Origin of the sequence: Listeria sp. Marseille-Q6474 (assembly GCF_946902005.1) — a bacterium.
Classification (GTDB): domain Bacteria; phylum Bacillota; class Bacilli; order Lactobacillales; family Listeriaceae; genus Listeria; species Listeria innocua.
This window is the reverse complement of record NZ_CAMPPS010000002.1, coordinates 626,845-639,951: the sequence shown is the minus strand read 5'-3', so window position 1 is coordinate 639,951 and position 13,107 is coordinate 626,845. Positions and strand designations below refer to the sequence as shown.

The window sequence follows — 13,107 nt, the reverse complement described above, 5'->3', positions numbered from 1 at the left end:
TTGGAATGAAAGTTACTGCGAAACATCAATATTGGCAAATAACAACATTGCCGCACCTTTTTCCGGTAAATTGTTACTTAGTTTTGGAGAAAGATGGTTTAACTTTAATTGATACAGGGATTTTATCTCATGCAAAAGGAATAATTTCACTTATTACTAAACTGAAATTACCTTTAAAACGAATTTTGTTGACACATGGGCATGGGGACCATATTGGCGGTTTAGTTGCACTTAAAGAAGCTTTTCCAGAAGCCCTTTTGATGGTTGGAAGCAGGGAAAAATTGCTGGTAGAAACAAAAGAGATTTATGCTTTTGAAGCTCAAAAACCGTTAAAGGGTAGTTATCCTGATCAATTTCCAGTAAAAATTGATCAACTATTAAAAGATGGTGATATGGTAGGTTCATTATTAATTATGGATACACCCGGACATACACCTGGCTCGATTTCCTTTTTTGATGAGCGTAATGGGCATTTATTCGTTGGTGATTTATTTCAAACTCGTGGTGGTGCAGCTATTTGTGGGGAGAAACGGATTTTGTTTCCTTTTCCTGCGATGGGATCTTGGGACTTAGAAACGAGTATTGCTTCCGCGGAAAAGTTGCAGCTGGTTGATGTGACTGAAATCGCTTGTGGTCACGGACCTGTTAAATCCATGAGTGATTTTGATTTATTAAGCATCATTCAGCGTGCAAAAACACAACTAACAAATAAAAAAGACTAGAAAACCAGTTACCCGGCTTTCTAGTCTTTTTTTAGAATCTCGTAATTTTAATGTTCACGGCTGTTCCATATGCCAGTTGATATACAAGCCCGTCGACGAATTGCTCAGTGAATGAACAATGAATTAAGCCATTTCCGCCTGCATCTAAAGCTTTCTTTTGCAATTCCTGTAGTAAATTTTCAAAGCCTACTGTTTCTAAGTACGCTTCTGGATCGCTTTTAATTCTTGGGCGAACACTTTTGGCGAAAACAACGGTTAGAATATCATGATTAACATTTATGGGTCCTGTTGAGACCTGAATATCCTGCCATCTTTGACCTATTCGCTTTTGGTCATTTTCTTCTTGCACATAGGCTTCTCGTTCTTTTTGTCGTTCGGATTTTTTAGCTTCTTTTTCATCTGGAGTTCCGAAGATTGCCATTTAAAATCACGTCCTTTTTTATTTACTGTCAGACCATTCTTTGAGCCAAGTTTTTTGCTTGTCTGTTAAGGGGTAGTTTTTAAGTAAATCTGGTCGGCGTTCGTAAGTTCTTTTGAGTGATTCTTTATCGCGCCACTCTTCTATCCAAGCATGGTTTCCGCTGAGTAAAATATCAGGTACTTTCATTCCGCGAAAATCGGCTGGTCGTGTGTAGTGTGGATGTTCAAGCAAACCGGTGGAGAAAGAATCCGTCACAGCTGAATCTTTATTTCCAAGTACACCTGGTAAAAGACGAATAACGCTGTCCATCACAATCATTGCACCAATTTCGCCACCTGTTAAAATATAATCCCCTATCGAAACTTCATCTGTAACAAGATGTTCGCGAATTCGCTCATCGTATCCTTCGTAGTGACCACAAATAAAAACAAGATGTTCTTCTTCTGCAAATTCTTCTGCCATTTTTTGGTCGAAGCGTTTACCGGCTGGATCCATTAAAATAACTCTTGGCTTTGTTTCTGGTTGCTTATCTTTGACCGCTTGAACGGCATCAAAGATAGGTTGGGCTTTAAGGAGCATCCCTGCCCCACCACCATAAGGATAATCATCGACAACCTGATGCTTTCCTTCTGCATATTCCCTGAAATCAGTTACTTCAACCGCGACCCGCTCATTTTCGATTGCTTTTTTAATAATGGAACTCCCAGTCACTCCCGAAAACATATCTGGAAAAATGGATAGAATGTCGATTTTCATTAATCTAGCAGCCCTTCCATTACTTCAATGGTAATTTTTTTATCGTTAGTATTAATATCTTTAACTACATCAGCAATATAAGGGATGAGTTTTTCTTTTTTGTCTGCGCCTTTTACAACCCATACATCATTTGCGCCTGGTGTTAGAATTTCTGTGATTTCGCCAAGCTCTTCTCCGTCAGTCGTCACAACTGTGCAACCAATGATTTCATGGAAATAAAATTCATTTTCTTCTAAATCGGTTAGTTGCGCTTCTTTGATTTTAAGAACGCCTTCTTTCATACGCTCTACTTGATGAATGCCGGTAAGTCCTTCAAACATAAGCAAATCAAAGTTTTTGTGTTTGCGGTGTGAACGAATAATTAGTTTTTCAGGCTTTTTGCTGTTTTTTTCAAATAAGTACACGGTATTCCCAACTTGGAACCGTTCTTCTGGAAAATCGGTCGTCGCGATAACACGAATTTCACCGATTAAGCCATGCGTATTAACAATTTTTCCTACATTATACATTTTCTCCATAAGTCACCTCTAGCGTATTTCTACTATGATTCCATCTCTCACAACGATTGTTTTATCGAAAATGGATTTATCCCACTTGTCTCCTACTTGTACATCAATGATTGTTTCCATTTCTCGTTCGCGAATTTCACTACCAAGTTCAAGTACTTCTAATTGCTCCATTTGAAACTGGATTAATTTTTTCTTTTCTCGGCGTACTTCAAGTTCATGCGTGAAATAGTCAGCCACTCGTTCTGGTTGAAATTTGCTTTTTCGTTCCATTTTCTTTTGTTCAAAATGCAACTGATCGCATTCTTGTTCAATTTGTCGTTTTTGTTCGGTATAATACTCGATTAATTCTTGTTTACTTGTTTCTGTCAGAATTTGTTTGACGACAACTTTTTGGATGATTTCCACAGGACACCTCCACTAGCGATTATGTCCTTATTTTACCATAGTTTTTTTGGATTCATCTACTAAAGCTTGGAATAATTGTTCACTTTCTGGATCTGTTTGGAACATTAATTCCGGGTGCCACTGAACACCTAAATACCAGCTTGGTAAATTGTCACCCTCCACTGCTTCAATCATCCCGTCAGCAGTCCGAGCCGTTACTTTAAAACTCGGTGCTAATTTTTTGATAAATTGGTGATGGAGTGAGTTAACTAGTTTTTTATTTGGGTGGTGTTTTGCGAGTTCGCTTGTAGGTTCAATATCGATTGTATGGGAGCCGAGTTGCTCATCGACACGTTGCAGATGTTGGAGTGCTTTCGTTTCAACTTGGCTAATATCCTGATACAGCGTGCCACCTAGTGCAACATTGACAAGTTGCATTCCGCGGCAAATCGCAAAAATAGGTTTTCCAGCGTCCAAAGCTGCTCGGACTAAGGCGATTTCATAGCTATCGCGCGGTGGAAAATATGCCCCGATTTCTTGGGACGGTTCTTCTAAATATAATTGCGGTGTAATATCTTGCCCACCGGTTAAAAGTAAACCATCTACGAGAGAAATTGCTTGAACGGCAGCAGACGGGTCATCTATTGGTAACGCGATAGGAAATCCGCCAACTTTCTGAATAGCATCTACATATCGCTGTTGTGTATAAGTTACACGGTGTCCGTAAAACACGTCCACTCCTTTGACTAATCTATTTCCTGTAATTCCAATAACTGGCTTCATAACAATTCCTCCATTTCTATTTTATTTTACAACATTTAGTGAGGTAATTGCTTCTCTGATGATTATTAAAAAAAGTTATAAAAAAACTCGCCAATTTGACGAGTTTTTGTTATTCGATAATTTCAAGACGAATCTTCTTATCGTTTTTGGAGCCAACTGCATAGACAAGAGTACGAATCGCTTTTGCAATACGACCTTGCTTACCAATCACGCGTCCCATGTCTTCTTTACTGACAGACAATTTGTAGGTTAACGAAGTATCCGTTTCTTCTGGCGTGATAACAACGTCTTCCGGGTGGTCAACAAGGGGTTTCACGATTGAGAGAATGAGTTCTTCCATTCGCGCCGAGACCTCCTTATTTACCTAATTTTTGGTTATGGAATTTTTCCATGATACCTTCGCGGCTAAGAAGATTGCGAACTGTATCAGATGGTTTCGCACCATTATGCATCCATTTCAAAGTTGCTTCTTCGTCGATTTTCACTTCAACCGGATCAAGTAATGGATTATAAGTACCAATAGTTTCGATTGAACGGCCATCACGTGGGAAACGAGAATCAGCGACTACAATACGGTAGAAAGGTTTCTTTTTAGAACCCATACGTTTTAAACGAATTTTAACTGCCATAGTTTAATTACACCTCCATAAAGTCTTACACAAGTATATATATTACCAGTAAAGGATTTGTTTGTAAAGTGTTTTTTCTTTACAGAGGATATTTTTTTCTTTTCAGCGGACACTTTCGGCTTCAGTGCTTAGTTTTCCTTGTTTTAATAGTTGATAATATCTCACATATCCGGAAATATTATGCTCAACATCATCAATTCTCACGCGGAAAGACTGGTGACGAATGAAGAAACTACCTTCTATTCTGGCTGGATTTTTGTAGTACATCGCAAGCTCTGGATAAAAGTAACCATTTAATTGATAAAGTGCGCGTTTTGTAATCGTTTTTTCAAGATTTTCCAGCGAATAAGATGTTAATAATGCTTGATGGCCTTCCGCTTCCATCCGCAGTGTCATTTCTTTTGTAGCGACGGTAAGCTCTAAAAATGTTGGAAAAGTGGTTTCGCGCTCGTAAATAAATGGTAAGTTATCAAAGGCATTTTGCAGTCCGAATTCATAGTAAGCTTCGTCTTTGATATATTTGGTAATTTCATTGGCACAGTAGCTTAACCAGTGATCGTGATTTTGCCAGTATTTATCTTTTATAAAGTGATTAAATGATTTAGCTGCTGCGTCTAACCATTTGGAATCGCGGTCAATTTCATAGAGGCGAAGTAGACCAAAGACAGCTTCCCCGTCATAATAAATAATTCGAAAAATATCTTTTACTTCTAATGACGGATATTCTAACACATGTGTGAACTTCCCATCTTCGTCTTGTAATGAGAGAATTGCGTTTGCTATTTTCCGGCAAAGAGGTAAGTATGTTTTAGTACCAGTAATATGCATATATTTAGTTAATGCTAGTAGCGTCGCGGCTGAACCACCTAATTTAACTTCACGAAGTTCTGGTTCGATAAGAAAGGCCCTGTCGTCTTTTTCATAAATAAAGTGTTTTTCTAGGTATGTTAATGCTTTTGTTGCGGCTTCTAGAATAGCTTTATTTCCCGTTAATTCATATGCTTCTAACATGGAATAAGTAGTACTAGCATGGCGCAAACTATTATAATGTTTGATTTTTTTGTCAAAACAAGCAAACCAACCATAATTAAATTCACCAGTTGCGTTTACTTGATGCGCCAAATATTCTCCAGCATTTTCAACTAATGTAGAAATAATTTCTGGCGTCAAACGTTCTACTTTCCTACGTCCGTGGTCTAAACTAGAGGTTTCTAATTCATGAATGTTTTTACCATCAAAAAACCACCCTACTGTTTCGAAAGTGACAACACTAGAATCGATGGTTAAGTTTAATTGGGCTTGATTTTTATTGGCTTGAATTAAATATCTATTCATATTTTCAACGTTGATAGCTAGTCCTTCATCTCCAGGTAAAAGGATAGCGTTCGCATTAATTTCCTGTTCCATTAAAGCTATTTTAAAATTTTCATTTAAGGCAATGCCTCGTCTATAATAATTTTTCTTTGTTTTTAAGGCTTTTCTATTCCATTCGCCTAAGTTTTCGAGTTGATAATTCACCGCAATATCCATTTTAAATGAAATTGCTTCTTCGGTTTGATTTTTCAATGCACTTTTTTTCATTTCATTAATTAAATTTGCTAAACAAAGATAGCTAAAGTTGATTACTGTCGCTCGTTTATTTTTATAACCTATTGTTAGAAAACCATGCCATTTCCCGTTGTAAGTGGCGTGCTCTTCTGCTTCTGTTAATTGATCAATAATTTTATTTTCAAGTTCATCAAGTACACCTCTCCAAGGCATATGTACCACTCCTTTTTATAATTTCCCTGCTGCTTAAACTTACTTAGCAGCAGGGAATCGATGTTTTGTGGCTTTATTTACGGAAAAGACGTAGTAAGAACGCGCCAGCTAATGAGAAGAGTCCAAGCCCTACCCAAGGAAGACTGCTACTAGTATCCCCTGTGGATGGAAGGTCGCTTGAGGAAATACTTGTTGTTCCATCAGCACTGTAGCCTGAGGAAAGCATTGTTCCGGAGCCGTTTGTACTCATATTAGAAACGGTTACGCCCGTACCTCCATTTGCTGTTCCAGTAGTTCCACCGTTATTAGAAGAGTTAGTGCCTCCTCCATCTGAATCAGCGTCAGCATCTGCATCGGCGTCGGCGTCGGCGTCAGCATCGGCGTCGGCATCGGCGTCAGCATCCGAATCAACTAATGGTTGAACTGTCACTGCTACATCATCACTTGTTTTTACTTCGTCACCATATTTAGCAGTTACTTGAAGGTGGATAACATCTCCAGCTTTCAAATTATAATTAGGAATATTTATTGTATAGGTTCCATCTGAATTAATTAATACATTGCCAATGACTGTGCCATCCGGAAGCGTTAAATTAATATAGAAAACTGTTCCGGCTGGAGCATCTCTTTGTAATGATTTTAATAGGGTATTCATATTAAGGTTTTTATAGATAGAAGAACCTGTAATAGTTTTAGTTCCTTCATAAATTGGATTGACAGTTGGTTTTTCAACTAGGAAATCTCTCCAGTCGATATCTACGTCGGCATCAGCGTCGGCGTCGGCATCCGCATCAGCATCTGCATCGGCGTCAGCATCGGCATCGGCATCGGCATCGGCATCCGCATCAGCGTCAGCATCGGCGTCGGCATCGGCATCAGCGTCGGCATCGGCATCCGCATCGGCGTCGGCATCAGCGTCGGCATCGGCATCCGCATCGGCGTCAGCGTCGGCATCGGCGTCGGCGTCGGCGTCGGCATCAGCGTCGGCATCGGCGTCGGCATCGGCGTCGGCATCAGCGTCGGCATCTGCGTCAGCATCCGCATCGGCATCCGCATCGGCGTCGGCGTCAGCATCAGCGTCAGCATCCGCATCGGCATCAGCGTCGGCATCCGCATCGGCGTCAGCGTCGGCATCGGCGTCGGCATCGGCATCAGCGTCAGCGTCGGCATCGGCGTCGGCATCGGCGTCGGCATCCGCATCCGCATCGGCGTCAGCATCAGCATCGGCATCGGCGTCGGCATCCGCATCAGCATCCGCGTCAGCATCCGCATCGGCGTCGGCATCTGCGTCGGCATCGGCGTCGGCATCGGCGTCAGCATCCGCATCGGCATCCGCATCGGCGTCGGCGTCAGCATCGGCATCCGCATCAGCGTCGGCATCCGCATCCGCATCGGCGTCGGCGTCGGCATCTGCGTCGGCATCTGCGTCAGCATCCGCATCCGCATCCGCATCGGCGTCGGCGTCGGCATCAGCGTCGGCATCTGCGTCAGCATCCGCATCGGCATCCGCATCGGCGTCGGCATCCGCATCGGCGTCGGCGTCAGCATCAGCGTCAGCATCCGCATCGGCATCAGCGTCGGCATCCGCATCCGCATCTGCGTCGGCGTCAGCATCCGCATCGGCGTCAGCGTCGGCGTCAGCATCAGCGTCAGCATCCGCATCGGCATCAGCGTCGGCATCCGCATCCGCATCTGCGTCGGCGTCAGCATCCGCATCGGCGTCAGCATCGGCGTCAGCATCCGCATCGGCGTCAGCATCGGCATCTGCATCGGCATCAGCGTCGGCATCCGCATCGGCGTCGGCGTCAGCATCGGCATCAGCGTCGGCATCAGCGTCGGCATCTGCATCGGCGTCAGCGTCGGCATCGGCATCGGCATCGGCGTCGGCGTCAGCATCGGCATCGGCGTCAGCATCCGCATCGGCATCCGCATCGGCATCAGCGTCGGCATCTGCATCGGCATCTGCATCAGCATCCGCATCGGCATCAGCGTCGGCGTCAGCATCAGCGTCGGCATCAGCGTCGGCATCAGCATCTGCATCCGCATCGGCATCAGCGTCAGCATCAGCGTCAGCATCTGCATCAGCGTCCGCATCTGCATCAGCGTCAGCATCCGCATCAGCGTCGGCATCAGCATCCCCAACATCCGTCGTAATAAATCCACGAGCTGCGTTACTATTCAACAAATCAACATCCAATAGTCCATCGCCAGTTCTAGCTGCGAAATCCAATTTTCCATCATTTGCACTAGGAAGAGCCGTAACACCAAGCGCAAGTAAATCAATTGTTAGCGTAAAAGTAGATACACTACTAACGCCAACTCCCAGTAAATGATTTACTCTTGCCCCAATTGCATTTCTACTAGTATCAATGAAGAAATTATTTGAACTACCATTAACTGTTCCTTGATTAAATAACCCAATATTCCCAATTCCTAAATAAGCAATTTTATAATCAATTTTTGTATTTGCTTTTATATTTGGATTACTCAAAATAGAAGTTAATTCGCTAGGCAGTTCAAAATACGGGTAATACGTAGATACAGCACTCGCACTAACTAATTGGTTCCCTGATAGAGTAATCACTAATTTCCCATTCGCATATTGTGTATTCAAGCTTGAATTCCCAAGTAAATCAATCGTTGCTGCATCCGCTTGAATACCACTGAGGGTAAATTTGTGATTAAAAGAATCATAATTCACTGTGACAGGTGCTACCATCATTGTTGTTGTTGTAATTAGAGCAGCAATTAATTTTGCTTTTTGCGCTCGCTTTTGGTCAAGTTTCCTTTTGTAATCCACACGCTGTTTTTTCATCATTTTTCCCCCTTAAAAATCAATAAGTTTTGATTTTGAAAAATAACTGAAAACAGAATAAAGGTATTTAATTATTGTTTACTAATAAGCTAACTATTAAGTATCCCCTGAACCTTTATCCAATATCAGATTAAAATCATTTCAGCAAAATGACCCTCCTTTCTTTTTATGTATCTAAGTGAACCTTTCATTTAATGTTATAACCCGTTAGATAACTTTACTATATAGTATATTTTTAAAAATTAAAGTAAAAAGTACTAGAAAGAAAAAATACTTCAATTCAATATCATTAGTCTAAAAGTTATACAAATATGCGCATTTAAGGCTTATATTTAAACTTTAGCACTGGTCTTTAATAGGTAAATATATCTACTAAATCCAACTTTACATGAATTGTCTTTAAATTGTATACAAATCTTTTTAAAATGGTTCCTCACTTTAAATCTATTTGTACGCAAAAAAAATAGCCCTATTTGAAAGGGCCATTTTTTTTAGTAAAGATATGCTTTTTTAAGTTGCTCTTTTTTGTCATCAGTTAGTCCGAGTTTTTCTTTTAAAAAGTTATCCATCGAACCATATTTAGCATCAATTTCATCGAAAGCGGCATTGATATAAGATTCACGAACTTCCATTACAGCTGTCATCCCGTCGATAACTTTTTTATTATCTGTTTTAGCTGCGACTGCTTGGATTGCTTTTTCATTTTCACTAGCACGGTATTTATTGGATAACATGTAATCGTCTATTACAGTGTTTTTGTCTACACCTAGTGCCGAGAGGACTAAAGCAGTTCCAAATCCAGCTCGGTCTTTTCCGGCTGTACAATGCCAAAGAACTGAGCCATCTTGATTCGCTAGTAGTATCTCAAAAAATTCTTTGTAGGCTTGAATAGAAGTTTCATCTGTAACAAAGCTTTTATTAGCATTAATTAGAAAGGTTTCGGGATTATCCATTTTAGCTAGACTGGCGGTTAAATCTTGCGTGCTCGTGGATGCTCCGTTATCTTTCATCACAGAATCATGTGTATAATCGACTCCGGTAAGTTCTGGATCTGGTTTGGCTTTCACTTCGGTATTTGTCCTAAAATCAACTATATGCGAAAGGTCATATGTATTTACGAGTTTCTTTTTATCTGAATCACTTAAAGTGGCAAGTTCGGCGCTTCTGATTAATTTATGTGGTTTGATTGTTAAACCATCTGTTGTTTTGTAACCACCTAAGTCACGAACGTTTACTGCCCCTTGTAGTTTTATTTGACTACCTGGTTGGAGTGTTTTTTCGGTTTTAACATTCGCTTCTGCTTTTTCTTCTGACTGAGTTCCACATCCCCCTAGTAATAATGTTGCGCTTAATACACCTGCTCCTGTTACTTTTACCCAATTTCTCATTCTTTCTCCTCCTTTTGTAAGCTTAATTGTAATTATAACAATGGATTTTATTGGTTGAATAAAGGGTTTGTAAAGAAATGATTTGCAGGATGTTAAGGTATGAAAAAAGCCAAAACCGCATTAGGGTTTTGGCTTTTTGAATTAAAATGGCATTTTGAAATTGCCGAATGGATTTTTACCTTTCTTACCTTTTCCTCCACCAGTCATTTGCTTCATCATTTTTTTCATTTCAGCAAATTGTTTTAGGAGGCGATTGATTTCTTGAATTGGGCGTCCGCTACCACGAGCAATTCGTTTTCTTCTGCTCGCATTGATGATGTCCGGATTATCTTTTTCGTTTTTGGTCATGGATTTAATTATCGCTTCGATGTGACCAAGTTGTTTATCATCTACCTGCATGTTGTCGAGGCCTTTCATTTTGTTTGCCCCTGGCATCATTTTTAGTAGTTCATCTAGTGGTCCCATTTGTTTTACTTGTTGCAATTGGTCCAAGAAGTCATCTAAGGTCATGCTGTTGTCTTTCATTTTTTGTTCCATAGCTTTCATTTTTTCTGCATCTACATCAGTTTGTGCTTTTTCAATAAGAGAAAGTACATCACCCATGCCGAGAATTCTTGAAGCCATACGATCGGGATGGAACGTTTCGATTGCTTCCATTTTTTCACCGGTAGCAACGAATTTGATTGGTTTTCCTGTGACTGAACGGATGGAAAGTGCTGCCCCACCACGTGTATCACCGTCTAATTTTGTTAATACAACGCCGGTAATTTCTAATTGTTCGTTGAAGCTTTGGGCCACATTTACTGCGTCTTGTCCCGTCATTGAGTCAACTACGAGTAAAATTTCAGTTGGCGAAGCGATTTCTTTTACTTGTTTTAATTCGTCCATCAGTGTTTCGTCGATATGAAGACGACCGGCTGTATCGATAATGACATAATCTAAATGTTCTTCTTTTGCTTTAGCGATAGCTTGTTTCGCGATTTCTACTGGGCTTACTTGATCGCCTAGAGAAAATACTGGCATATCTAATTGTTTGCCAAGTGTTTCTAATTGTTTAATTGCTGCAGGTCGGTAAATATCTGCTGCGACTAGTAAAGGTTTACGATTATATTTTTTACGTAATAAATTAGCTAGTTTTCCTGAAGTAGTTGTTTTACCAGCACCTTGTAGACCTACCATCATAATAACGGTTGGTGGGCGATCAGCTGTTCCGATTTTGCTTTCTTCGCCGCCCATAAGGCTTGTTAATTCTTCTTGAACGATTTTAATTACTTGTTGACCGGGTGTTAGGCTTTTCATTACGTCCGCGCCAACAGCACGTTCGCTTACTGTTTTAATGAATTGTTTAACGACTTTAAAGTTAACATCGGCTTCTAGTAAAGCAAGACGAACTTCACGCATCATTTCTTTTACGTCAGCTTCATTTACTTTCCCTTTACCGCGAATTTTGTTCATTGTTTCTTGGAGTCTTCCAGCTAGTCCTTCAAATGCCATGATTCTGGCCTCCTAATCGATATTTTTAAGCTGTTCGAGCGTATCTTTCACTTGCTCGTCCAGAAAATTCTTCTTGGTTAATTGTGCTTCTAATTGATCAAAGAGTTTTTCTCGTTGTTGATATTTTCTTAACATCCCTAGTTTTTCTTCGTATTTTTCTAGGCTTTCTTCTGTTCTTTTAATATTATCATAAATAGCTTGTCTACTCACTTCAAATTCTTCGGCAATTTCGCCTAGTGAGTAATCATCCAAGTAATAAAAAGAAACATACGATTTTTGTTTTGTTGTTAGTAATTCTTGGTAAAAATCAAATAATAAATTCATACGGTTTGTCTTCTCAAACAAGGCATTTCACCTCTCTCCTTTTAAAGGATACGGGGAAATCACGGGAATGTCAAGGAAGGTTAAATAAAAGAGAAAAAAGCCGGAATGACGAGCATCATTCGGCTTTCTCTGATTATTTTTCGTTATCAACCATATCAGCAAATAAGCCATACACATATTCATTTGCATCAAAGGCTTGCAGATCGTCCATTTGTTCCCCGAGTCCGACGAATTTTACTGGAATATCGAGTTCATTACGGATGGCTATGACGATACCACCTTTTGCAGTCCCATCGAGTTTTGTTAAGATAATACCTGTCACGTCTGTTGTTTCTTTAAATTGTTTTGCTTGAACGAAGGCATTTTGGCCAGTTGTAGCATCAAGGACTAGTAAAACTTCGTGCGGCGCATTAGGAATTTCACGCGTAATGACACGTTTTACTTTTTCAAGTTCGTTCATCAGGTTGACTTTATTTTGCAAACGGCCGGCTGTGTCACAAAGTAAGATGTCTGCTTTTCTAGCTTTGGCGGCTTGAACGGCATCAAACATGACAGCAGCAGGATCGCTTCCCTCAGCTTGTTTAATAACATCGACACCTGTTCGTTCGCCCCAGACTTCTAGTTGATCGATTGCACCTGCTCGGAATGTATCTCCCGCCGCAAGCATGACTTTTTTACCTTCTTGTTTAAAACGATGTGCCATTTTTCCGATAGAGGTTGTTTTACCAACGCCATTAACACCAACAAATAAGATAACAGTTAGACCATTTTCTTCAATATGCAAAGTTTCGTCTTCTTTTTCGTCGCCTTGGTAAATATCAACTAGTTTTTCAACAATAACTTCTTGTACATCTTTTGGGTCGCTAATATTTCTTAATTGTACTTCATGGCGAAGTGTATCGACTAATTCCATTACTGTTTCAAAACCGACATCTGCTCCGATAAGAATTTCTTCTAGTTCTTCAAAGAAATCTTCATCTACTTTACGATAACGAGCGACCATTTCATTGATCTTCCCGGAAAAGTTACCGCGAGTTTTTGATAAACCGTCTTTAAATTTTCCTGAAACAGAATCGGTTTGCTGGGTAATTTTATCTTTTAATTTTTTAAAAAAGGTCATT

General features: G+C 40.4%; 14 protein-coding genes. 1 reads left to right on the top strand and 13 read right to left on the bottom strand.

Annotated features, from left to right (window positions below; translation table 11 throughout):
* The first annotated feature begins 5 nt into the window (after nucleotides 1-5).
* Complete coding sequence (locus tag OC533_RS13970) at nucleotides 6-722, top strand: MBL fold metallo-hydrolase (protein ID WP_033533943.1); 717 nt, start codon at nucleotides 6-8, stop codon at nucleotides 720-722.
* Between the two features lie 31 nt (nucleotides 723-753).
* Here OC533_RS13970 and OC533_RS13965 read toward each other — a convergent pair whose 3' ends face one another.
* The 13 genes from OC533_RS13965 to ftsY form a co-directional block, all read right to left on the bottom strand.
* Complete coding sequence (locus tag OC533_RS13965) at nucleotides 754-1,143, bottom strand: hypothetical protein (protein ID WP_003762883.1); 390 nt, start codon at nucleotides 1,141-1,143, stop codon at nucleotides 754-756.
* Nucleotides 1,144-1,161: 18 nt separating this feature from the next.
* Nucleotides 1,162-1,899 (bottom strand): tRNA (guanosine(37)-N1)-methyltransferase TrmD, encoded by a 738-nt coding sequence (gene trmD / locus OC533_RS13960; RefSeq protein WP_003762885.1) that lies wholly within the window; start codon nucleotides 1,897-1,899, stop codon nucleotides 1,162-1,164.
* Nucleotides 1,899-2,417: a ribosome maturation factor RimM gene (rimM, locus tag OC533_RS13955; RefSeq protein ID WP_003772415.1), complete on the bottom strand. Its 519-nt coding sequence runs from the start codon at nucleotides 2,415-2,417 to the stop codon at nucleotides 1,899-1,901. Before rimM ends, trmD begins: the two co-directional genes overlap by 1 nt.
* Before the next feature lie 9 nt (nucleotides 2,418-2,426).
* Entirely contained in the window at nucleotides 2,427-2,813 is a 387-nt protein-coding gene (locus OC533_RS13950) for a YlqD family protein (RefSeq protein ID WP_003762889.1), read from the bottom strand.
* 27 nt (nucleotides 2,814-2,840) lie between these two features.
* Entirely contained in the window at nucleotides 2,841-3,575 is a 735-nt protein-coding gene (locus OC533_RS13945) for a gamma-glutamyl-gamma-aminobutyrate hydrolase family protein (protein ID WP_045553292.1), read from the bottom strand.
* 109 nt (nucleotides 3,576-3,684) lie between these two features.
* A complete protein-coding gene (locus OC533_RS13940; protein ID WP_003728421.1) occupies nucleotides 3,685-3,915 on the bottom strand; it encodes a KH domain-containing protein in 231 nt (76 codons plus the stop codon).
* A gap of 16 nt (nucleotides 3,916-3,931) precedes the next feature.
* On the bottom strand, nucleotides 3,932-4,204 hold the full coding sequence (gene rpsP / locus OC533_RS13935) for a 30S ribosomal protein S16 (protein ID WP_003767413.1): 273 nt from the start codon (nucleotides 4,202-4,204) through the stop codon (nucleotides 3,932-3,934).
* 102 nt (nucleotides 4,205-4,306) lie between these two features.
* Complete coding sequence (locus OC533_RS13930; RefSeq protein WP_185311776.1) at nucleotides 4,307-5,965, bottom strand: poly(glycerol-phosphate) alpha-glucosyltransferase; 1,659 nt, start codon at nucleotides 5,963-5,965, stop codon at nucleotides 4,307-4,309.
* A 73-nt stretch (nucleotides 5,966-6,038) separates the two neighbouring features.
* On the bottom strand, nucleotides 6,039-8,780 hold the full coding sequence (locus OC533_RS13925) for an Lmo1799 family Asp-Ala repeat surface protein (protein WP_262265269.1): 2,742 nt from the start codon (nucleotides 8,778-8,780) through the stop codon (nucleotides 6,039-6,041).
* 491 nt (nucleotides 8,781-9,271) lie between these two features.
* Nucleotides 9,272-10,168 carry a tyrosine/lipid phosphatase LipA gene (gene lipA / locus OC533_RS13920; RefSeq protein ID WP_003769282.1) on the bottom strand — a complete coding sequence of 299 codons (897 nt, stop codon included), beginning with the start codon at nucleotides 10,166-10,168 and terminating at the stop codon, nucleotides 9,272-9,274.
* Nucleotides 10,169-10,309: 141 nt separating this feature from the next.
* Nucleotides 10,310-11,662 carry a signal recognition particle protein gene (gene ffh / locus OC533_RS13915; protein ID WP_070753657.1) on the bottom strand — a complete coding sequence of 451 codons (1,353 nt, stop codon included), beginning with the start codon at nucleotides 11,660-11,662 and terminating at the stop codon, nucleotides 10,310-10,312.
* Nucleotides 11,663-11,674: 12 nt separating this feature from the next.
* A complete protein-coding gene (locus OC533_RS13910; protein WP_003762903.1) occupies nucleotides 11,675-12,007 on the bottom strand; it encodes a putative DNA-binding protein in 333 nt (110 codons plus the stop codon).
* A 112-nt stretch (nucleotides 12,008-12,119) separates the two neighbouring features.
* Entirely contained in the window at nucleotides 12,120-13,106 is a 987-nt protein-coding gene (gene ftsY / locus OC533_RS13905) for a signal recognition particle-docking protein FtsY (protein WP_194323742.1), read from the bottom strand.
* Between the last annotated feature and the right edge of the window lies 1 nt (nucleotide 13,107).

Bases quoted from the DNA above. Each gene is read 5' to 3' on its own strand.
- ftsY (WP_194323742.1), bottom strand. From the start codon at position 13,106: ATGACCTTTTTTAAAAAATTAAAAGATAAAATTACCCAGCAAACCGAT.
- lipA (WP_003769282.1), bottom strand. From the start codon at position 10,168: ATGAGAAATTGGGTAAAAGTAACAGGAGCAGGTGTATTAAGCGCAACA.
- rpsP (WP_003767413.1), bottom strand. From the start codon at position 4,204: ATGGCAGTTAAAATTCGTTTAAAACGTATGGGTTCTAAAAAGAAACCT.
- OC533_RS13970 (WP_033533943.1), top strand. From the start codon at position 6: ATGAAAGTTACTGCGAAACATCAATATTGGCAAATAACAACATTGCCG.
- trmD (WP_003762885.1), bottom strand. From the start codon at position 1,899: ATGAAAATCGACATTCTATCCATTTTTCCAGATATGTTTTCGGGAGTG.
- OC533_RS13965 (WP_003762883.1), bottom strand. From the start codon at position 1,143: ATGGCAATCTTCGGAACTCCAGATGAAAAAGAAGCTAAAAAATCCGAA.
- OC533_RS13945 (WP_045553292.1), bottom strand. From the start codon at position 3,575: ATGAAGCCAGTTATTGGAATTACAGGAAATAGATTAGTCAAAGGAGTG.
- OC533_RS13940 (WP_003728421.1), bottom strand. From the start codon at position 3,915: ATGGAAGAACTCATTCTCTCAATCGTGAAACCCCTTGTTGACCACCCG.
- rimM (WP_003772415.1), bottom strand. From the start codon at position 2,417: ATGGAGAAAATGTATAATGTAGGAAAAATTGTTAATACGCATGGCTTA.
- ffh (WP_070753657.1), bottom strand. From the start codon at position 11,662: ATGGCATTTGAAGGACTAGCTGGAAGACTCCAAGAAACAATGAACAAA.
- OC533_RS13925 (WP_262265269.1), bottom strand. From the start codon at position 8,780: ATGAAAAAACAGCGTGTGGATTACAAAAGGAAACTTGACCAAAAGCGA.
- OC533_RS13930 (WP_185311776.1), bottom strand. From the start codon at position 5,965: ATGCCTTGGAGAGGTGTACTTGATGAACTTGAAAATAAAATTATTGAT.